At 72.1% G+C, this 19,248-nt stretch carries 17 protein-coding genes; 4 read left to right on the forward strand and 13 right to left on the reverse strand.

Annotated elements, in window-relative coordinates; translation table 11 throughout:
- The first annotated feature begins 99 nt into the window (after positions 1 to 99).
- Positions 100 to 1,974 (forward strand): MDR family MFS transporter, encoded by a 1,875-nt coding sequence (locus NR073_RS06480; RefSeq protein ID WP_256748684.1) that lies wholly within the window; start codon positions 100 to 102, stop codon positions 1,972 to 1,974.
- A complete protein-coding gene (locus tag NR073_RS06485) occupies positions 1,967 to 2,476 on the forward strand; it encodes a MarR family winged helix-turn-helix transcriptional regulator (RefSeq protein WP_102708235.1) in 510 nt (169 codons plus the stop codon). The genes NR073_RS06480 and NR073_RS06485 overlap by 8 nt, the downstream gene beginning before the upstream one ends.
- Positions 2,477 to 2,515: 39 nt before the next feature.
- Here NR073_RS06485 and NR073_RS06490 read toward each other — a convergent pair whose 3' ends face one another.
- The 11 genes from NR073_RS06490 to NR073_RS06540 all read right to left on the reverse strand — a co-directional run bounded on the left by NR073_RS06490 (position 2,516) and on the right by NR073_RS06540 (position 14,624).
- Complete coding sequence (locus NR073_RS06490; RefSeq protein ID WP_063189124.1) at positions 2,516 to 4,579, reverse strand: M13 family metallopeptidase; 2,064 nt, start codon at positions 4,577 to 4,579, stop codon at positions 2,516 to 2,518.
- A 152-nt stretch (positions 4,580 to 4,731) separates the two neighbouring features.
- Positions 4,732 to 5,214, reverse strand: a complete 483-nt coding sequence (locus NR073_RS06495) for an SRPBCC family protein (RefSeq protein WP_036314813.1) — start codon at positions 5,212 to 5,214, stop codon at positions 4,732 to 4,734.
- Between the two features lie 47 nt (positions 5,215 to 5,261).
- The gene (locus NR073_RS06500; protein WP_063189126.1) at positions 5,262 to 5,960 is read right to left on the reverse strand and encodes a DNA-3-methyladenine glycosylase; all 699 of its coding nucleotides are present in this window, start codon (positions 5,958 to 5,960) and stop codon (positions 5,262 to 5,264) included.
- A complete protein-coding gene (gene panC / locus NR073_RS06505; protein WP_036338460.1) occupies positions 5,957 to 6,988 on the reverse strand; it encodes a pantoate--beta-alanine ligase in 1,032 nt (343 codons plus the stop codon). The genes NR073_RS06500 and panC overlap by 4 nt, the downstream gene beginning before the upstream one ends.
- A 154-nt stretch (positions 6,989 to 7,142) precedes the next feature.
- Entirely contained in the window at positions 7,143 to 7,841 is a 699-nt protein-coding gene (locus NR073_RS06510; protein ID WP_069941095.1) for a DUF3618 domain-containing protein, read from the reverse strand.
- Positions 7,838 to 8,305: a phage holin family protein gene (locus NR073_RS06515; RefSeq protein ID WP_036314802.1), complete on the reverse strand. Its 468-nt coding sequence runs from the start codon at positions 8,303 to 8,305 to the stop codon at positions 7,838 to 7,840. Before NR073_RS06515 ends, NR073_RS06510 begins: the two co-directional genes overlap by 4 nt.
- Positions 8,302 to 9,117 carry a hypothetical protein gene (locus NR073_RS06520; RefSeq protein ID WP_217565059.1) on the reverse strand — a complete coding sequence of 272 codons (816 nt, stop codon included), beginning with the start codon at positions 9,115 to 9,117 and terminating at the stop codon, positions 8,302 to 8,304. Before NR073_RS06520 ends, NR073_RS06515 begins: the two co-directional genes overlap by 4 nt.
- A 157-nt stretch (positions 9,118 to 9,274) precedes the next feature.
- Complete coding sequence (locus NR073_RS06525) at positions 9,275 to 10,501, reverse strand: glycerophosphodiester phosphodiesterase (RefSeq protein WP_217565052.1); 1,227 nt, start codon at positions 10,499 to 10,501, stop codon at positions 9,275 to 9,277.
- Positions 10,502 to 10,675: 174 nt separating this feature from the next.
- A complete protein-coding gene (locus NR073_RS06530; protein WP_256748685.1) occupies positions 10,676 to 12,073 on the reverse strand; it encodes a GntP family permease in 1,398 nt (465 codons plus the stop codon).
- A gap of 111 nt (positions 12,074 to 12,184) precedes the next feature.
- Positions 12,185 to 13,687, reverse strand: coding sequence for a CoA-acylating methylmalonate-semialdehyde dehydrogenase (locus NR073_RS06535; RefSeq protein ID WP_101965650.1), 1,503 nt, complete (start codon positions 13,685 to 13,687; stop codon positions 12,185 to 12,187).
- A 31-nt stretch (positions 13,688 to 13,718) separates the two neighbouring features.
- Positions 13,719 to 14,624: an NAD(P)-dependent oxidoreductase gene (locus NR073_RS06540; RefSeq protein WP_101965651.1), complete on the reverse strand. Its 906-nt coding sequence runs from the start codon at positions 14,622 to 14,624 to the stop codon at positions 13,719 to 13,721.
- 111 nt (positions 14,625 to 14,735) lie between these two features.
- On the opposite strand from NR073_RS06540, the gene NR073_RS06545 reads away from it, so the two are divergent.
- A complete protein-coding gene (locus NR073_RS06545; RefSeq protein ID WP_101965652.1) occupies positions 14,736 to 15,626 on the forward strand; it encodes a LysR family transcriptional regulator in 891 nt (296 codons plus the stop codon).
- A gap of 35 nt (positions 15,627 to 15,661) precedes the next feature.
- Here the strand turns inward: NR073_RS06545 and NR073_RS06550 are convergent, their stop codons facing one another.
- Both NR073_RS06550 and NR073_RS06555 read right to left on the reverse strand, forming a co-directional pair.
- The gene (locus tag NR073_RS06550; protein ID WP_101965653.1) at positions 15,662 to 17,824 is read right to left on the reverse strand and encodes an alpha/beta fold hydrolase; all 2,163 of its coding nucleotides are present in this window, start codon (positions 17,822 to 17,824) and stop codon (positions 15,662 to 15,664) included.
- Between the two features lie 95 nt (positions 17,825 to 17,919).
- The gene (locus NR073_RS06555; RefSeq protein WP_101965654.1) at positions 17,920 to 18,369 is read right to left on the reverse strand and encodes a DUF3806 domain-containing protein; all 450 of its coding nucleotides are present in this window, start codon (positions 18,367 to 18,369) and stop codon (positions 17,920 to 17,922) included.
- A 262-nt stretch (positions 18,370 to 18,631) separates the two neighbouring features.
- Between NR073_RS06555 and NR073_RS06560 the strand changes: the two genes are divergently transcribed.
- Complete coding sequence (locus tag NR073_RS06560; RefSeq protein ID WP_020625299.1) at positions 18,632 to 19,108, forward strand: low molecular weight protein-tyrosine-phosphatase; 477 nt, start codon at positions 18,632 to 18,634, stop codon at positions 19,106 to 19,108.
- Positions 19,109 to 19,248: the final 140 nt, after the last annotated feature.

Genomic DNA, 19,248 nt, shown 5'->3' on the forward strand with positions numbered 1-19,248 from the left:
GACGGCGGGTGCGGCCCGGTCCGACGCCCCTTATGATTGACTCTCGTCAATCATTGACTCATGTCAATCACCGCGCCGCCCCTCCCGCCGAAGGACCCCATGACCCCAACCTCCCCCGCCCCCGAGGCCGTCGCGCCGGCCGGCGCCCCCTCGCTCGAGCGCGCCGCCGCCGACGCCGCGCGCCACCGCTCCGTGCTCCAGGCCCTGACCGGCCTCCTGCTGGGCATGTTCGTCTCGATGATCGCCAACACGGTAGTCTCGACGTCGATGCCGGTGATCATCCACGACATCGGCGGCGACCAGACCGCCTACACCTGGGTCATCACCTCGGCCCTGCTCGCCACGGCCATCGCCACCCCGATCTGGGGCAAGCTGGCCGACCTCGTCAACCGCAAGGTCCTCTTCCAGGTCGCGCTGGCGATCTTCGTCGCCGCCTCCGCGGCGGCTGGGTTCACCCACGATCCGACCTTCCTGATCGTCTGCCGCACCGTGCAGGGACTGGGCGGCGGCGGCCTCGTCGCGCTCAGCCAGGTGATCATGGCGGACATCATCAGCCCGCGTGAGCGCGGCCGCTACATGGGCCTGTTCGGCGCCGTGATGGCCGTGGCCACGGTGGGCGGCCCGCTCGCCGGCGGCGTGATCACCGACCTGTGGGGCTGGCGCTGGAACTTCTTCGTGGCGGTGCCCTTCGCCGTCGTCGCCCTGGTGATGGTGCAGCGCACCCTCCACCTCCCGCAACGCGAGCGCCAGAAGGTGTCCATCGACTACCTCGGCATCGTGTTCCTGACCGCGGCCACTGCGCTGCTGCTGATCTGGGTCACCAGAGCCGGTCGCGACTTCGACTGGGCCAGCACCACCACCGCGTGGATGCTCGGCGGCGTCGCCGTCGCCACCGTCCTGTTCGTCGTGACCGAGCTGCGCGTCGCCGAGCCGCTCATCCCGCTCACCCTCTTCCGCGACCGCACCTTCACCCTCGCGACGATCGCCTCGATCGCCACGGGCCTGGCCATGTTCGGCTCCTCCGTCTACCTGGCCCAGTACATGCAGCTGGCCCGCGGCGCGACGCCGACCCAGGCCGGCCTCATGACCATCCCGATGATCCTCGGCCTGCTCGTGTCCTCCACGGTGATCGGCGGCCTCATCACCCGCACCGGCGTGTGGAAGCGCTGGCTCGTGATCGGCGCCGTCCTGCTGATCGCCGGCACCGCCCTGCTCGGCACCCTGCACTACGACACCTCCTTCTGGCTGGTGTCCCTCTACATGTTCCTGCTCGGCGCCGGCGTCGGCATGACCATGCAGAACCTCGTGCTCGTGGTGCAGAACACCACCGACCCGCGGCAGATGGGCGTCGCCAGCTCCGGCGTCACCTTCTTCCGCACCCTGGGCGGCAGCATCGGTGTCGCCGTGATGGGCGCCGTGGTGTCCAACGTGGTCCCGGACCGCATCGAGGAGCGCCGCGCGGACCTCGCCGCGGCCCTGCGCAGCCTGGGCCCGGACGCCGCCGAGTGGTCCGAGAGCCTGCAGTCCAGCACCCTGCCGCGCGTGGCGGAGATGCCCGACGGCCTGCGCTCGATCTTCGAGGACGTCTACGCCACCGGCATCTCCCACGCGTTCCTCGTGGGCGTGCCGCTCGCGATCGTCGCGCTGATCGCGATCCTGTTCCTGCCGAACATCCCGCTGGGCCGCATGACCACCTCCGAGCGTCTCCACGCCACCCGCGCCGACCTGGCCACCCACTCCACGGCCGAGGCCATGCAGACGCTGCCCGCGACCGGCCCGACCCCCGTGGTGACCGCGGCGCAGGGGCAGCATCCGGCCGAGGACCCGGAGGAGTCCCGGGCGGTGACGGCCGAGCGCCCGGCGACGGCGTCGCCGGTGGCCGGCCGGCCCGTCGTCCCCGCGACGCTGGCCGTGGCGGGGACGGCCCTGCTGGCGGCCGTCGTCACCGCGCTGGTCCGGGCCCGCCGTGGCTGACGGCGCCCCGGACTCGGGCGGAGGCGGCGACGACGCGGGCTTCGAGGCCGCCGTCCAGGGGCTCGAGCAGGCGTTCTCGCGTCTGGTCCTGCAGCACCGCCAGGTGATGGCCCGCTACGCGGCGGCCCTCAGCCCGGCCCTGTCCGTCGGGGCGATGAAGGCGTTCATGATGCTGGCCAACGAGGGGACCATGACGCCCTCGGCCGTGGCCGAGGGCCTGCTGGTGGACCGCGCCCAGGTCTCCCGCATGGTCCGCGACCTCGAGGCTGCCGGGCTGATCACCCGCGAGCCGGACCCGCGGGACCGCCGCTCCGCCCTCCTGAGCGCCAGCCCCGAGGGGCTCGCCCGCCTCGACGCGGTGCGCGGCGGCCCGGCGGGTCGCGGGCTGCGCGACGACCTGGCGCGCTGGGACCGCGAGGACATCCGGACGCTGACGCGCCTGCTGGACCGGCTGGCCGCCGAGCGTCAGACCCGGATGCAGGACCCCGCCGAGTCCGAGTGAGCCGCCGGCCGGACCCGCGGGCCCGGCCGGCGGGCGGGATCACCAGATGGTGACGCGCTCCTCCGGGGCCAGCCACATGGGATCCCCCTCGCGCGTGCCGAACGCCTCGTGGAAGGCGTCGATGTTCTTGACCACCTGGTTGCAGCGGAACTCGTTGGGCGAGTGCGGGTCCGAGGCGATGCGGGTGACCATGGCCTCCGGTCGCGTGAGCTGACGCCACACGGTGGCCCAGGCGGTGAAGAACTCGCGGTCCCCCGCCGCGGCGTCGAGGGAGGCGCCGTCGCCCTCGTCCCGCCAGATCTCCAAGGCGCGGTGGGCGATGCCCAGGCCGCCGAGGTCGCCGATGTTCTCCCCCAGGGTGAACTCGCCGTTGACGCGGTGGTCCGGGGCCTCGGCCGGGGAGAGCGCGTTGTACTGGGCCACCAGCCGGGAGGTGCGCTCGGTGAACGCCGCGCGGTCCTCCTCGGTCCACCAGTCCTCGAGCCGACCGGCGCCGTCGTACCGCGAACCCTGGTCGTCGAAGCCGTGGCCGATCTCGTGGCCGATCACAGCGCCGATCGCCCCCAGGTTCGCGGCCATCGAGGCCTCGGGGTCGAAGAACGGGGGCTGCAGGATGGCGGCCGGGAAGACGATGGCGTTCTCGAGCGGGGAGTAGTACGCGTTCACCGTCTGCGGCGTCATGTGCCACTCCTCCGGGTCCGGCCCGTCCGCGATCTTGCGCAGGTCCCGCTCCCACTCGAGCTCCGAGGAGGAGCGGGCGTTGCCCAGCAGGTCGCCGGCGTGGACCTCGAGGGCGGAGTAGTCCAGCCACTTCGAGGGGTAGCCCACCATGGGGCGGAACATCGCCAGCTTCTCGAGCGCCCGCTGACGGGTCTCCTCGCCCATCCACTCGAGCTCCTCGATGGACCGGCGATAGGCCTCCTGGAGCAGGCCCACGAGCTCGTCCATCGCGGCCACGTGGCCCTGCGGGAAGTGGCGGGCCACGTAGAGCTGCGCCACGTCCTCGCCGGCCGCCCCGTTGACGAACGCGACCGCGCGCTTCCAACGGGGGCGGACCTCCTCGGTGCCGGCCAGGCGGCGGCCGTAGAAGGAGAAGTTCTCCTGCACGAACGCGTCCGGCAGGAACCCGGCGAAGGAGCGCAGCACCTGCAGGATCAGCCAGTGACGCCAGTCCTCGAGGTCGGCGGCCTCGGGTCCCTCGAGCAGCCCCTGCACACCGGAGAGGAAGTCCGGCTGCCACACCACGACCTCCGCGGCGCGCTCGCCCGCGGCGTCCACACCCTCGAGCCAGGCCTCGGCCAGGGGGAAGAGCTCCGTCAGCCGGTCGTGGGTCATGGGGTTGTAGCGGGCCACGGCGTCCCGGCTGCGGACCAGGTCCCAGTGCAGGGCGGCGATGCGCTTCTCCAGCTCCACCACCCGGACGCCCAGCGCGGCGGCCTCGTCCCGGTCCGCACCGATCCCGGCCAGCGCCAGCAGGCGGCCGGTGTGCTCGGTGTACTGCGCGAGGATCTCGGCGTAGGCCTCGTCCCGGTAGTAGGACTCGTCCGGCAGGCCCAGACCGCCCTGGAGCAGGTGCAGGAGCATGCGGTCCGGGTTCCCGGCGTCGTTGAGTGCGCCGGTGTTGATGAGGCCGGAGACGCCCTGACGCTGCAATCGCCCGGAGAGGGCGAGCAGCTCCGCGGGGGTGGTCACGGTGGCCACCGCCGCCAGGTCCGAGGCGATCGGCTCGAGGCCGCGGGCCTCCACGGTCTCGTCGTCCATGAAGGAGGCGTACAGCGCGGCGATCCGGCGCTTGAGCACCGGATGCTCCATGCCCTCCGTGTCCTCCGCATCCAGCGGCGCGAGCGGGACGTCCCGGTGCGCGCCGGCCGCGGCCGTGGCCTGCACGCGCGCCTGGGCGGGGTCGAAGCCCGCGCCGACCTCGCGCACGGCGTCCTCGCACAGGTGCCGGACGGCGAGCTCGGCCGCGTCCCGCAGCTCGAGGAACGCGCCGTAGGCACCCTGGTGCGCGGGGATCTCATGGGTGTCCAGCCACCCGGCGTTGACGTGGCGGTACAGGTCCTCGCGCGGCGACGGGACGCGGGGCTCGGCGGTGGCGGTCACGGCGGATCCTCCTGGACGTGGGGGGGGTGGGACGGTCTCGCACGGCACTCTAGCCGTGACACCGGACACGACGACGGGCACGCACCCTGGTCGGGTGCGTGCCCGGCGTCGTGGGGACGGCCGGCCCGGGGGCCGCCGTCGGGAAGCGGGGGTCAGCCGACCTCGGCGGCCAGCTTCGCGAGCGACTCCTCCATCTGCTCCTCGGAGACCATCGGGAAGAGGTTCTTCTCCAGCAGCTCCGGGTCGGTGACGTCGGTCCAGTCGTAGGTGAGGGACACGTCCGTGCTGCCGGAGCCGTTGTCCTCGAGCCGGTAGACCCACTGCCAGCCCTTGGGCTCGGTGCCGGCGGGGGCGGTCTTCCAGCCGACCAGCTTGTTCGGGTCGTAGGCGACCACGTGGTTGTCCGTCTGGTAGTCGCCCCCCATGTGCTCCGCGTGCATGTTCATGGTGAACACGTCGCCGACCTTCTGGATGCGCTGGGTCTTGTCGTCCGACTGCACCATGCCCGAGCCGTCGAACTTCGCGTGGTTCGCGGGCAGGGTCAGGAAGTCGAACACGTCCTTGGCGGACGCGTCGATGGTCCGGGTGACGGTCTGCTGGGTCTCGCCGTGGGCGGTCTTGTTCATCTCGGTCATGGGATCAACCTAGGCACGGGGCCGGGGCGGGCGACAAGGTCTGAGGCTCAGTCCGGCACGTTGCGGCCACGCCGGAACGCGGACACGCTGCGGTGGCCGGCCACGCTGAACCGCCACGGGAAGCGCACGGAGCCACCCTCCCCCGAGACGCCGACGCGCGGGCCCGTCACGACCTCGATCGGCGGCTCGGCCGGATCGCGGGGCGCGGGCGGGGCCAGGAGGAAGCGGGCGGGCGCGGCCGGCGCGGCGAGGCGGGCCGGGGTGCCGCCGTCGTCGGCCACTTCCGGCGGCGCGGCGACGATCTCCACGGGCGCGTGGCCCATCTCCAGGGTGATGCCGAGGCCCTGGCCGAGGTTGCCCGGGCCGGAGAGCAGCTTGGGGCCGGTGTCCCGGCCACGGCGGGCCACCGCGAGGTCCCCTCCTGCGAGCACCTCGGCCGCACGCAGCAGCACACCGCCGGCCTCCCCCTCGGGGTGGCCCACCAGGTTCAGGCAGCGGTGGATGCCGTAGTTCAGGTACACGTACGTGCGCCGCGGCGGCCCGAACAGCGCGGCATTGCGCTCGGTGCGGCCGCGGAACGAGTGGGCGCCGGGGTCCGCTCCCGCGTTCCCGTACGCCTCGGTCTCGGTCAGCCGCACGGTGACGGCGCCGTCCGGGGCGACGACGGTCAGCCGGCACCCCAGCAGCGTCGCGGCGAGCGTGGGCGAGGGGCTGTCGAAGGCGGCGGCGAGACGCTCCGGGGTCACGGCAGGGGCCCCGCGGCGGGCAGCACCATGGTGTCGATCAGCCGGACGGGCGGCACGTGCGCGGCCACGAGGGCGAGGGCCTCGCGGCGCAGCGGCTGGCACAGCAGCTCCGGACCGAGCTCGGCGAAGGTGTCCCGGTCCACCACCACGAGGTGGTCCAGCTCGACGCCCGGCTCGTCCTCGACCATCCGGCGCGCGGCCTGGACGTCGACGGGTTCACCGGACGCCGCGGCGTCGGCCAGGGAGCGCAGGGCGCGGCTGAGGACGAGCGCGTGCTCCAGGCCCGCGGCGTCCAGGCGGGTGTTGCGGCTGGAGAGCGCGAGGCCCTCGGGCGAGCGGACGATGGGCACGGCGCGGACGTCGACGTCGATGTCGAGGTCCGTGGCCAGGCGGCGCAGGACGGTGAGCTGCTGCGCGTCCTTCTGGCCGAAGTAGCTGCGCAGGACCGGCGCCGCCGGGCGCACGATGTTCCACAGCTTCGCCACGACGGTGGCCACGCCGTCGAAGTGGCCCGGGCGGGAGGCGCCCTCGAGGACCTCCCCCATGCGGCCGGCGGAGACGGTGACGATCGGCGCGTCCGGGTAGCCCGGGTACATCTCCTGCACGTCCGGGGCGAACACGACGTCGGCGCCCGCCGCCGCCAGCAGGTCCAGGTCCGCGTCCAGGGTGCGCGGATAGTGCTCCAGGTCGGCCGGATCGCCGAACTGGAGCGGGTTCACGAAGATGCTGACCGCGACGACGTCGTTCTCGGCGCGGGCCCGCCGCACCAGGGCCGCGTGGCCGCCGTGGAGGGCGCCCATCGTGGGGATCAGGCCGACGGTGACGGGCTCGGCGTCGCCGTCGTCCGTGGCGTGGGCGACGAGCTCACGGAGAGCGGAGCGCATCTCGGCGACGGTCCGGGCCAGACGCGGGCGCGCGGAGACGCCGTCGGCCTCGGCCGTCACGGGAGCGGGGAGGGCGTCCTCGAGGGTCAGGCCGGTGCCGGCGGGGACGGGGCGCTGGTCGGGGACGCGGTCGAGAGGGGTCACCCTCCGAGTCTAGGCACGGGGCCTCGGGGAGGACTTCCGCCTCACCACGCGCATCTGGTCCAAGGCCTGAGCCGCGGGCCGGATTCGGCCCCGCCACGCGCGACGCCGGCCGGTCCCGTCAACGGGACCGGCCGGCGTCGTGCTCGAGTCGGGCTCAGGCGTCCTTCGCGGTGTCCTTCACCTGGCGGGCGGCGTCCTGGGACTCCGCCTTGAGGCCCTGCGCCGTGTCCGTGCCCTGCTCCTTGAGGTGGGAAGCGGCCTCGGCGGCCGACTCCTTCACGCTCCCGGCGGCCTCGCGGGCGGCGGGCTCGAGGTCCTCGCGCAGCTGCTGGGCGGCCTGCTTGGCCTCGTCCACCAGCGGGGCGGCCTGGTCCTTGAGGCCCTCCGCGGCGCGCTGCTCCGCGCGTGAGGCGGGGATCAGCGAGCTGAGCAGCAGGCCGGCACCGAAGGCGATCAGCCCGGCGGCCAACGGGTTGCCCGCGGTGCGGCCGCGCAGCTGAGCCGGGGCCTGGTGCAGGGCGTGCTGGGCGTCGTCGGCCCACTCGGACACCCGGTCGCCGGCGTCGCCCAGGCGGTCCTGGGCCTGGCCGGCCGCGTCGTACGCGGAGGCCCGGGCGTCGTCGATCACCCCGTGGGCGCGATCGCCCAGCGAGGGCTCGTGGCGGTGCTGCTCCGGGGAGCCCATGATGTTCTCCTTCGCGTGGATGAAGCCGTCCTTGATGCGGTTGGTCTGCCGGGACACGGCCTTCGTGGGGCTCACCTTCTCGGCGAGGGCGTCCACGTCCTGGCCGAGCTCGCGGCGCGTACGCTCGATGTCGGCGCGGATCTCATCGGGGTTGTTGCTCGTGGTCATCGCGTCTCCTTCGCGGGGTTCAGGGTCTCGGGGATCTCCTGAAGCGTCTCCTGGGTCTGCGGCAGACCCTTGATCTTCTCGATGTCCTTCTTGCCCTGCACGGCCAGCACGGCCGCCACGACGCCCCACAGCACGGCCACGATCAGCGCGGCCCAGCCGATCGGCAGGAACACGTCGAGCAGGTGCATCAGGGCGAGGGACAGGAACATCAGCAGGAAGAAGCCGCCGACGGCGGCGCCGGCCAGCAGCCCCGCCCCCTTGCCGGCCTTCTTCGCGGACTCGGTGGCCTCGGCCTTGGCCAGGGCGATCTCCTGGCTGACCAGCGTCGACAGCTTGGCCGACAGGCTCTGGAACATCTCGCCGAGGCTCTCGTGCTCGGCGCGGAACTCCGCCTGCGTGGGCGGCGGGGTGTGCGCGCCGGAGTGCGGCGTCGCGTCGCGGAACGGTTCGTGGGCGGTGCTCATGCGTCACCCCCGGGCCGGGTCTGGTCGAACGGCCGCTCGGCGGTCAGGCCCTGCTGGACCGGCGCCTGCGTGCCGTACGGGGTGTCCCCGACGCCGGCCGCGCGGCGGGGCCCGGCGCCGTCCGTGACGCGGCCATCGGCCTGGGAGAGCGAATCGCTCGAGTAGGCCGGGGCCTGCGAGTCCAGGTGGTGCGGGGTCACGTCGGCGTGCACCGCGTCCGGACGGGTCTCGCGACGGCGCGGCGCGGTGGAGGCGGCGGAGCCGGGCTGGGCGGCGTCGCGGATGCCGCGCGTCAGTCGACCGGCCACCAGCCCGGCGCCCAGGGCGAGGGCCAGGAACGTGCCCGGGCGGCGAGCGGCGAAGCCGCGCACGTCCTGCAGCAGGTCCTGCGGGGAAGCGGTCTCCAGGCGCTGGGTCAGGGCCTCGGCACGGTCCGCCACCGAGGCGACGCCCTGGCGCACCAGGTCGGTCTGCGGCTGCTCACCGGAGACCACGCGGTGCAGGTCGTCGGTGTAGCTGCGCACCTGGCCCGCGAGCCGCTCCTGCTGGGTCTGCACCTGCGCGCCGACCTGCTCCTGGGCGGAGCCGACCAGCGACTGCACCTGGTCAGCGGCCTCGTCCTTCACCTGGCCGGCCTCGTGCTTGGCGGTGGCCGCGAGGTCCTGGGCCTTGTCCTTGGCGTCGTGGGCCACGGCCTTCGCCTGGCCCTGGGCCTCGCCCGCGGCCTGCTGGGCCTTGTCCTTCGCCTGGTCCTTGGCGTCACGGCCCTCGGCTGAGGAGCCGTGGGCGTTCTTCGGCGTGTTCGTCGTCATGCTGTGCCTTCCTTCGTCCGGGTCGGCGGCCCTCATGGCCGGCCCTTCTGGCCGTCCACGTCACCGGGCCCACCGGTCTTGAGCGCCAAGGTAAGCACCGCCGGGACCGTGCCGGAAGACCTCGGGTCCGCCGGGATCGTCTCCGGTCAGGACGGGGTCAGCGCGCCTTCAGGCCCCGCTGGGCGGTCTTGCCGACGCCCCGGCCCGGGTGCTCCTTCTTGCCCTGCATCCAGGTGTCCACGGCCTGCACGCCGAGGTCGGGGTGGTCGGTGAAGAAGCCGTCGATGCCGGCGTCGAGGAACGGCTGGATCATGCCGACCATGTCGCCCCGCGCGTTCGGGTCCGTGGAGGAGCGGAACTCCGTGTAGAGGAACTGGTTCTCGGCGCGGAAGGTGTACGGCACCACCTCAAGGCCCGCGCGGTGGGCGAGGGAGACGAACGCGGTCTCCTCGCCCATCGAGCCGTCCTTCTCCTTGGTGATGATCTGCGCGAAGGCCGGGCCGAGCGTGTCGACGCCGGCCGCGCGGACCTCGCGCATGCCCGCGGCGGTCTCGTAGAAGTCGTAGTCGCGGAGTTCGTCGCCGGCGGCCACGGAGTCATAGGGTGCGCCGGTGACGCTGGAGAGGAACACCGTCTCGGCCTTGAGGCCGAGGTTCTCGTTGAGATCGCGCAGGTTGGCGAGCTCGAAGGACTGCACGGTGGCGGGGGCGTTGCGCTTGTTCAGGCCGTGCTCGTCGAGCAGCTCGACGACGCGCTCCTCCATGGACAGGCCGATGGAGTCGAAGTAGGTGGGGTGCTTGATCTCGGGGATGACGCCGATCTCGCGGCCGTACCGGGCAGAGAGGCGCTCCCGCAGCTCGAGCACCTCCTCGAAGGTGGGCACCTGGTACCGGCCGTCGTAGGACGCGGACTCGGGGCGGACCTGCGGCAGGCGCTCCTTGGCGCGCAGGGTCTTGAGCTCGGCGAGGGTGAAGTCCTCGGTGAACCAGCCGGTGAGGGCCACGCCGTCGACGACCTTGGTGGTCTTGCGGTCCGCGAACTCGGGTCGCTGGGCGACGTCCGTGGTGCCGTCGATCAGGTTCTCGTGGCGGACCACGAGCACGCCGTCCTTGGTGGAGACCAGGTCCGGCTCGATCACGTCCGCACCCTGGGCGGCGGCCAGCTCGTAGGCGGCCAGGGTGTGCTCGGGGCGGTAGCCGGAGGCGCCACGGTGGCCCACGACCTCGGGGCGCGCCACGGGCTTGCCCGTGACGGACTGCGCGGCGGCCGGGGCCGTCGGTGCGGCGGGGGCGGCGACGGCCGGGGCGGCCAGCGGGGCGCTGACGGCGACGGCGGCGGCGAGGGCCACGAGGCCTCGGGCGGCGTGACGACGGACGGAGGTCATGGGACGGTCCTTTCCGGGAGGGGGATGACCGCTCCAGTGGGCCAGATCCGGGTGTCGGCCGGGTGGCCCCCCTCCGGCCACAGACGGCCCGTCCGGTGAACAGCCGGTGACGGTTCCAGGCGCGGCACGGTCACGCAGCGCCGCGCCCGGCCGCGAGGACAGATCGGATCGGCGTCAGCCGACGGCGAGTGCCCCAAGGACGATCACAGCGACGGCCAGTACAGGGATCACGAGTGTGATCATCGCCACGTCCTTGTACGACTCGCGGTGCGTCATGCCACACACGAGGAGCAGAGTGATCACGGCCCCGTTGTGGGGCATCGAGTCGAGACCTCCGGATGCCATCGCGGTGACTCGGTGGAGCAACTCGAGGCTGTAGCCCTGCTCGACCGCCAGAGACCGGAGGTCCTCGCCGATGGCGTTCAACGCGATCGTCATGCCGCCCGAGGCCGAGCCCGTGATGCCGGCGATGACCGAAGTGGAGATCGCCGTCGCCGCCAGGGCGTTCATGCCGGGCGCCAGGATGCCGTTCTTGACGATGGCGAAGGCCGGCAGAGAGGCGATCACCGCTCCGTAGCCCACCTCCGACGCGGTGCTGAAGATGGGCACCAGTGACCGCTGGGCACCCACGATGAAGTTCTCCCAGATCACACGCAGATGGCGGAGGTTGAGCAGGACGATGATCGCCACGGCGGCCAGCAGTGCCGAGAGGACGGCCCAGACCGCAGACCGGCCGGCCAGAGTGGCCCCACCGTACTTCTCCTCCTGGAGATACCCCCAGTCCATGGCCGGGAAGACAACCGTCGTCGCCAGCAGGTTGACCACGAAGACCGCCAGGATCGGCAGGAAGGGCAGCAGCGCGTTCCGTGGCTCGGGAAGGAGCACCTCCCCGGCCTCGGACTCCTTCACCAGAGTGCCGACGGCGGCGTCACCGGTCGGGCCGGCGGCCTTCCCCGCGTTCGCCTCGCCCACGCCCGCTGCCCGCTCCAGGTCGGTCAGGTGGCCGAACCGTTCCCCTGCCGCGACGAGCCGTCCGACCCGGAAGTGCAGCCAAAGCAGGCCGAGGCCGAGCATCAGGACGCTTCCCACCACGCCGACGATCGGCGCGGCAAACGTGCCTGTGCCGAAGAACTGCCCCGGGATGATGTTCTGGATCTGAGGCGTCCCCGGGACGGCCGTCATCGTGAAGGTCAGGATGCCCAGCGCGATCGTGGCGGGGATCATCCGCCGCGGCAGGTCAGCCATCCGGAAGAGTTCCTTCGCGAGGGGGAACATCACGAACACGGCCACGAACACACTCACGCCGCCATACGTCAGGATGGCGGCGGTGAACACCGTCGCCAGGATGGCCCGCTGAGGGCGCAGCCACCGGGTGATGACCTGGGCGACGGCGCGGGCGTACCCGGTGATCGACATCAGCCGTCCGAAGATCGCTCCGGTCACGAAGATCGGGAAGTAGCTGGTGATGAACTTGCCCAGCGCGGGCATGAAGATGTCCGTGTATGTCGCCAGGAACGGCGCCCCCGAGAAGACCATCGCCACGGCGGCGCACACCGGGGCCGCGATGACCACCGAGGTCCCCCGGTAGGCCATGGTGATGAGGAGGAGCAAGGAGAGGATGATGCCCAGGAATCCGATGATCATGGAGTGTTCATCTCACGAGGTTGTCAGTGAGCCGACGGCTCAGTGGGAGGGGAACCCGAGGTCGACTTGGGACTCGCTGGCCTCGGGCCAACGAGAGGAGACGACCTTTCGCCGGGTGTAGAAGTTGAACCCCTCGGGGCCGTACATGTGCGTGTCCCCGAACAGCGAGTCCTTCCAGCCTCCGAAACTGAACGAGCCCACCGGGACGGGGATCGGGATGTTCACCCCGACCATGCCGACTTCGATGTCGTACTCGAACGAGCGCACGGTCTTCCCATCGCGGGTGAACACCGACGTGCCGTTCGCGAACCGGTTCTCGTTGATCAGGTCGACCGCGTCCTCATACGTGTCCACGCGCACGATCGCCAGCACGGGGCCGAAGATCTCGTCGTCGTAGACCTTCATGCCCGGCCGGACATGGTCGACGATGCTGGGCCCAATGAAGAAGCCCTCGGTCGGCACGTCGTGGGTCCTCCCGTCCAGCACGAGCGTTCCACCCTCCTGCGCGGCGCCGTCCACATAGGACGTGACCCGCTCCAGCGCGTCGCGGGTGATGAGCGGGCCCATCTCGGCTTCGGGCTGGTCGCCCGGACGGACGACGAGTGCCCGGGCCAGTTCCGTGACCCGGTCGACGAACTGGTCGGCGATGTCGCCCACCACCACCGCCACCGAGATCGCCATGCAGCGCTCGCCGGCAGAACCGAAGGCGGCCGAGACAGCCGCGGCGGCCGCGCTCTCGAGGTCGGCGTCCGGCATGACGACCATGTGGTTCTTGGCCCCGCCCAAAGCCTGAACGCGCTTCCCCTCGTTCGCGGCCGTCGTGTAGATGTGATGGGCCACCGGCGTCGAACCCACAAAGGAGACAGCCTTGACCTGCGGGTGGCTGAGGAGCGCGTCCACCGCCTCCTTGTCGCCGTGGACGACATTCAGGATGCCCTCGGGCAGGCCCGCCTCCAGAAAGACCTCAGCCAGCCAGTTGGCGGCTGAAGGGTCGCGCTCGCTCGGCTTGAGGACGACGGCGTTGCCGGCAGCGATCGCCGTGGTGAACATCCAGAGCGGCACCATGGCAGGGAAGTTGAAGGGCGTGATGCACGCAACCACCCCCACCGGCTGCCGGATCTGCTTGACGTCGACACCGTCGGCCACCTGCTCGGCGAACTCCCCCTTCATGTGGTGCAGGAGCCCGGCGCAGAACTCGACGTTCTCCATCCCCCGCGCGATCTCGCCGAGTGCGTCGGAGTGGACCTTGCCGTGTTCTCTCGTGATGATCCGAGCCAGCTCGTCCTTCCGCGCGTCGATGATTTCCCGGGCCCGAAACATGATCTTCGAACGCTTCACCAACCCGACGCGCCGCCACTCCCGCTGTGCGCGCACCGCGTCCCGCACGGCTTCGTCGACCCGAGACGCCGGCGCCTGGACGAGCTCAGCGATCTGCTGGCCCGTCGCCGGGTTGTAAACGGGGGTGGTGCGGTCGCCGCCCCGAGCCTTCCCCCCGATGAAGTGTTCGATGACGGTGGTCTTTCCTGCGGACATGGTGGTCATGCTCAGCTCCTGCGTGTATGCGTGGAATCGTTCAGATCTCGGCCTGGCTCTTGCCAGGCGTCACGTACTTCACGACGAGGGTGCAGTCCTTGTCACCCAGGCCTTCGTCACGCAGCCGGTGCAGTTGCTCTTGGGCGAGAGACGCCGCCTCGAGGTGAAGGCCAGCGGCCTTTCCCGCATCCACCGCCAAGGTGACGTCCTTGATGGCCAGGTCCGCTCGGAAGCTGGCCTCGAAGTTGTTGTTGGCGGCGGCACTCGGAACGACCCCCGCGACGGGATACCACGTCTGCTGCGACCAGGACATGCCGGATGAGGCCGTCGTGATCTCCCAAAAGGTCTTCGGGTCCAGTCCCAGGTGTTTCGCGAGCTGGGACCCTTCGGACGCCGCCATCTGCGTGATGAACAGCATCATGTTGTTGGCGATTTTGGCGGCGATGCCCGCCGTCGGCCCGCCCGCGGCGAACGCCTTGCCCGACATCGGCTTCACGTGCTCCAGGGCTTCGGCGACATCGGCCTCGCTTCCGCCGATCATGAACGCGAGGGTCGCGGCAGCGGCCCCGGACGTGCCCCCGCTCACCGGGGCATCGACGAAGCGCACGCCGTGCTTGGGCGCTTCCTCGTGACACCAGCGGGACGTCTCGATGTCCACGGTGGACGAGTCCATGATGAGCGTCCCCGGACGTGCGTTGCTGAACACCCCGCCGTCCTGGGAGAGCACGTCGCGCACGTGCTGGCCCTTCGGAAGCATCGTCACCACCACGTCGGCGTCGGCAACCGCCTCCGCAATGGAGCCGACGACGTCCACGCCCACCTTCCGCGCGTCCTCCCGCGCCGCGTCACTCAGGTCGTAGCCCCTGACTGGATGGCCGGACGCGACCAGGTTGCCAGCCATGGGTGCACCCATGTTCCCGAGTCCGATCCAAGCGAAACGAGTCATCTCAATCCAGCCTCCTGCGTTGCTGTCCTGTGGTGCAGCTCACACTAAGGGGGGTGCGTGCGGGTATCAATGCATCTTCGAGAGGGGAAATTGCACGGATGATGTGCATTCGTGCATCATCAGCCGATGGAGCGCTGGAAAGCCGTCACCCAGATGGAAGGGCTGGTCACCCTCCTCCTCGTCGTCCGAGAGGGTCGCCTCGATGCAGCCGCGGAGGAACTGCAGGTGAATCGGACGACGGTCACACGCCGCTTGAAGGCGCTCGAGGCGGCCCTGGGCGGCCGGGTCGTCGTCCGGGGTCCTGCAGGGATGGAGGTGACGCCACTGGGCGAAGAAGCGCTCGCTGCCGCGCGCGCGCTCGAAGCCGCCGTGGAGCCTCTGACGGGTCGGCACCGAGGCGACCTCCACGGGGTCATCCGTCTCGGAGTTCCCGAGGCGTTCGCCGTGGCATTCGCGGCGCCGAGCATCGCCGAGCTCCAAACCGCTCATCCCCGCCTGCAGGTCCAGATCCGGACGAACCCGGCGCGGGGCCGCATGTCACACACGGACCTGGACATGGTGGTCACCGTCGGCCACCCCGGGCAGTCCCGTGCCCTGACCCGCTTCCTCCGCGACTACGAACTCCGGCTCTACGCGTCCGAGGACTACGTCCGACGGCACGGTGCTCCACAGGACCTGGCCGACCTGGGCGACCACCCGCTCGTCTACTACGTGGAGACGGAACTGAGCACCGAATCCCTGGACGCCGCGCGCGAATCGCTTCGACACATGCGGACCGGTGCCAGCTCGACCAGTGTCATGGCCCAAGTGGCGGCGACCCGGGCCGGGGCCGGCATCGGGCTGCTGCCCGACTTCTGCGCAGGCGATGACCCCGACCTGGTCCCCATCCTGCCGAACGTCTTCCGCCACCGGATGGAGTACTGGCTCATGGTCACGGTCGAGGCATGGCGCAATCCGACGGTCCGCGCTGTGCACGAGCGCCTAGCCCTGCACCAGGCCTGACGTGCTCCAGCGCCGCGGCGGCCACACCCGGCGGCTCAGCCCGCCGTCGACGACGGCCGCGTCAGTCCCAGCGTCTCCGGGGCCGTCGGGGCGCCGTCGCCGAGGACGTGCTCGCCCAGGAAGCCGAGGACGACCTCGTACCAGACCTTCGCGTGCTGCGGGGCGAGGATCCAGTGGTTCTCGTGCGGGAAGTAGAGGAACCGGTGGTCGGTGGTGCCGTCCGCGGCGGCCGGCCGCCCGGACTTCGCCAGCAGGTCCGACCACAGGCGCAGCCCCTCGCCGATCGGCACGCGGTAGTCCTTGTCGCCGTGGATGACGAGCATCGGAGAGACGATCTCCCCCACGAACCGGTGCGGAGAGTTCTCCTGCTGCATCTGCTCGTCCATCTCGCGGGCCCAGTAGAACGCGGCGTCCGTCGTCGGGCCGAAGCCGTCCAGCGCCCACAGCGAGGCGTGCGTGACCACGCACCGGAACCGATCGGTGTGCCCGGCCACCCAGTTCGCCATGTAGCCGCCGAACGAGCCGCCCATGGCGGCGGTGCGGTCGCCGTCGACGTCCTCACGCGCCACGACGGCGTCCGTGAGCGCCATCAGGTCCGTGTAGGGCGCCTGACCCCAGCGGCCCCAGCCGCGTTCGATGAAGTCCTGGCCGTAGCCCGTGGACAGCGCCGGGTCCGGCAGCAGCACCGCGTAGCCGCGCGCCGCCATGATCCACGGGGTCCAGCGCCAGCTCCACGCGTTCCACGAGCCCAGCGGACCGCCGTGGATCCACAGCAGCAGCGGGTGGCCGCCGGCCGGCGGCTCCCCCTCGGGGAGCACGAGCCAGCCGCGCACGCGCGTGCCGTCCTCGGCGACGGTCTCCACGTCCTCGAGGGTGCCCGGGATCGCGGGGCGCTCCACGGGGTTCGGCAGGCGCCTGGCCTCGCCCGTGGCCAGGTCGATCCGCGCCACCTCCGGCGGGAACAGGTAGGAGGAGCGGACGCCGTAGGCCGTGGCCCCGTCCGGGGAGAGCACGACGTCGGTCCACGCCTCGTCCTCCCGGGTCACCTGCGCGACGGCGCCGGTGGCCACCTCGATGCGGAACACCGGGCGGCGACCCTCGGAGTCCGCGAGCGCGATCACCGCGGAGTCGTCCGGCAGCCACGCGACGACGTCGGCCCACCGGTCCCAGCCGTGGGCCAGGGGCGTGGTCTGGCCCGTGGCCGTGTCCATCACATACAGGCGCGGGTGCACGGCGGAGTGCGGCGTGGAGTCGAGGGTGCGGACGACGACGGCGCGCGTGCCGTCGTGGCTGACGGGACCGACGGAGACGTCCTCGCCGGGGACGTCGTGCAGGACGCGGTGCTCGCCCGTGGCCAGGTCCACGCGCACCACCGTGCCCTCGCGCACGTTGCCGCGGGCCTCGGCGGTGGCGGCCGTGGTGATCAGGAACGAGCCGTCCGGGGCCACCTGCGCGCCGATCCCGAACGCGTGGGAGCGCGGGAAGCCGGAGACGTGGCGCAGGTGGTGCGCGACGTCGTCGGCCTCGGGAGCCAGGCCGGAGGCGGCGGGGCCGGGCTCGGCGACGTCGGCGTCGGTGGCGGGCTCGCCCTGCGGGTCCGGGCCGGGCTCGAGGACGAAGAGCTCGGGGCGGGCGGGGCCGAGGTCGTGGTCCCAGAAGCGGATGGGGTAGCCGGTGTGCAGGATGGCGTCCACGCCGGCGTCCTTGCGGGTCTGCGCGAGGGCCGCGTGCTCGGCCTCGGTGGTCGCGCCGAGCAGCCGGTCCGCCGTGACGACCACGCGGTCCGCTGCGGACGCGCACGTGACCGCGGCGACGCCGCCCGGGCGGGAGAGCACCACGCGCGCCTCGCCGCCCCGGGCCGGCAGGGCCCACAGGGCGCTGCGCTTCTCGGCCTCGGCGTCGGCGGGGTCGGGACGGGCGGAGGTGAAGAAGAGGGTGCCGTCCGCGGCGAACTGCGCGCCGGCCTCGCCCTCGCGGGAGCGGGTCAGGCGGTGGGCGGGGCGCTCGCCCGCGGGGTCGACCTCCCAGAGGGCGGTGGCGTAGCCGGTGCCCTTCGCGTCACGGGTGGCGACGGTGGTCACCAGGCGGGCGCCGTCCGGGCTGAGGGTGAGACCGGCGACGCGCGGCAGGGCGGTGAAGGCGTCGAGGTCGTGGAAGGGGGTGGCGGGGGTGTCCGCGGTGTCCGGGGTGGAGGTCATGCGTTCGTTTCTATCGGCCCGCACGTGATCCGGGCAACACGGAGGGCGGCGGGGTGGTGGCATCGACGGCGGGCCGCCCCGGTGCCCGCCGCGCCTCAGGCGCCGGGCAGCGTGCCGGCGTCGGCCCGCATCTGCTGGAGCTGCTCGCCGAGCCAGTCGACGTACCCGCCCATCCACTCCCCCGTGGCCTGGTCGTTCCAGCTCTGGCCGACCACCGGCTGCGGGAAGACGACGGCGTCCGAGAGGGTGTCCCGCAGCGCGAGGGCGGGCCCCTCCTCATCCGCGACCGTCACCCACTGCATGCCGTGGCGCGCGCCCAGGTGCTCGCCGAGCAGCACCGCGACGACGTCCAGCAGCACCGCCAGCTCCTCGGGGTCCAGCTCCTCGGCCTCGGCCTGCGAGCGGGCCAGCACGGCGTCGTAGTAGGCGGCGACCGCGTCCAGGTCCAGGTGGTCCACGCCCTCCTGCGCGGCGAAGTCGCGACGGACGCGCACCCACTCCCGCTCGGGCTCGGTCAGGGGGCTCATCTCGGGCTGGTCGGTCATGGCCTCCATCCTGCCAGGCGCGTCGGGCGCCGTCGTCGCCGGAACAGACGGTGCCAGCCGCGCTTTCGTTCGGGAAACGGCGGCGTGTCGCAGCGCTTTCGTTCGGGAAACGGCGAGGAACCGGGGGGACACACCGCCGGAGGCCTCCGACCCTCCAGCGGGACCACTCGTGGACGCACCCGATGCCGCCCCGCCGGCGACGAGCCGAGCGTGCGGGCCGTCGTCGTCCGCCGCCCCCGCCCGGACTTGAGACACTGGCCCCATGCGCATCATGACCGTCTGCCTGGGGAACATCTGCCGCTCGCCCGCCGCCGAGGCCGTGCTGAACCGCAAGCTCGCGGAGGCCGGTCTCGACGACGTCGAGGTCACCTCCGCCGGCACGTCCGACGAGCACGTGGGCGCCCGGCCGCATCACCTCACCCGCGAGGTCGGCGGGGAACTGGGCTACGAGTTCCCGACGGTGGGGGTGCAGCTGTCCGCCGACCTCGTGGACGACGCCGACCTGATCCTGGTGATGGACGAGGCCAACCTCGCCGACGCGCGGCGGCTCGCGACCACGGACGAGCAGCGGGACCGGATCCACCTGATGGGCGAGTTCGCGTCGGATGCGGACCGCGCCGGGGTGCGCGAGGTCCCCGATCCGTACGGGTATCCGCGGCCGCAGTTCGAGGAGATGTACCGGCAGATCGAGGACGCGGCAGACGGCGTCGTCGCCGCGATCCGCGACGGGCGCCTCTGACGGCCGGGGCGCGGTCCCGGGGTCTCGTCCCAGCGACGCGAACGCCGCCGGACCCGCCGTTTCCCGAACGAAAACGGCTCGGGGCCCGCCGTTTCCCGAACGAAAACGGCCCGGGACCCGCCGTTTCCCGAACGAAAGCG

The sequence above is a fragment of the Micrococcus sp. Mcc28 genome, from assembly GCF_024519775.1.
GTDB classification, from domain to species: domain Bacteria; phylum Actinomycetota; class Actinomycetes; order Actinomycetales; family Micrococcaceae; genus Micrococcus; species Micrococcus luteus.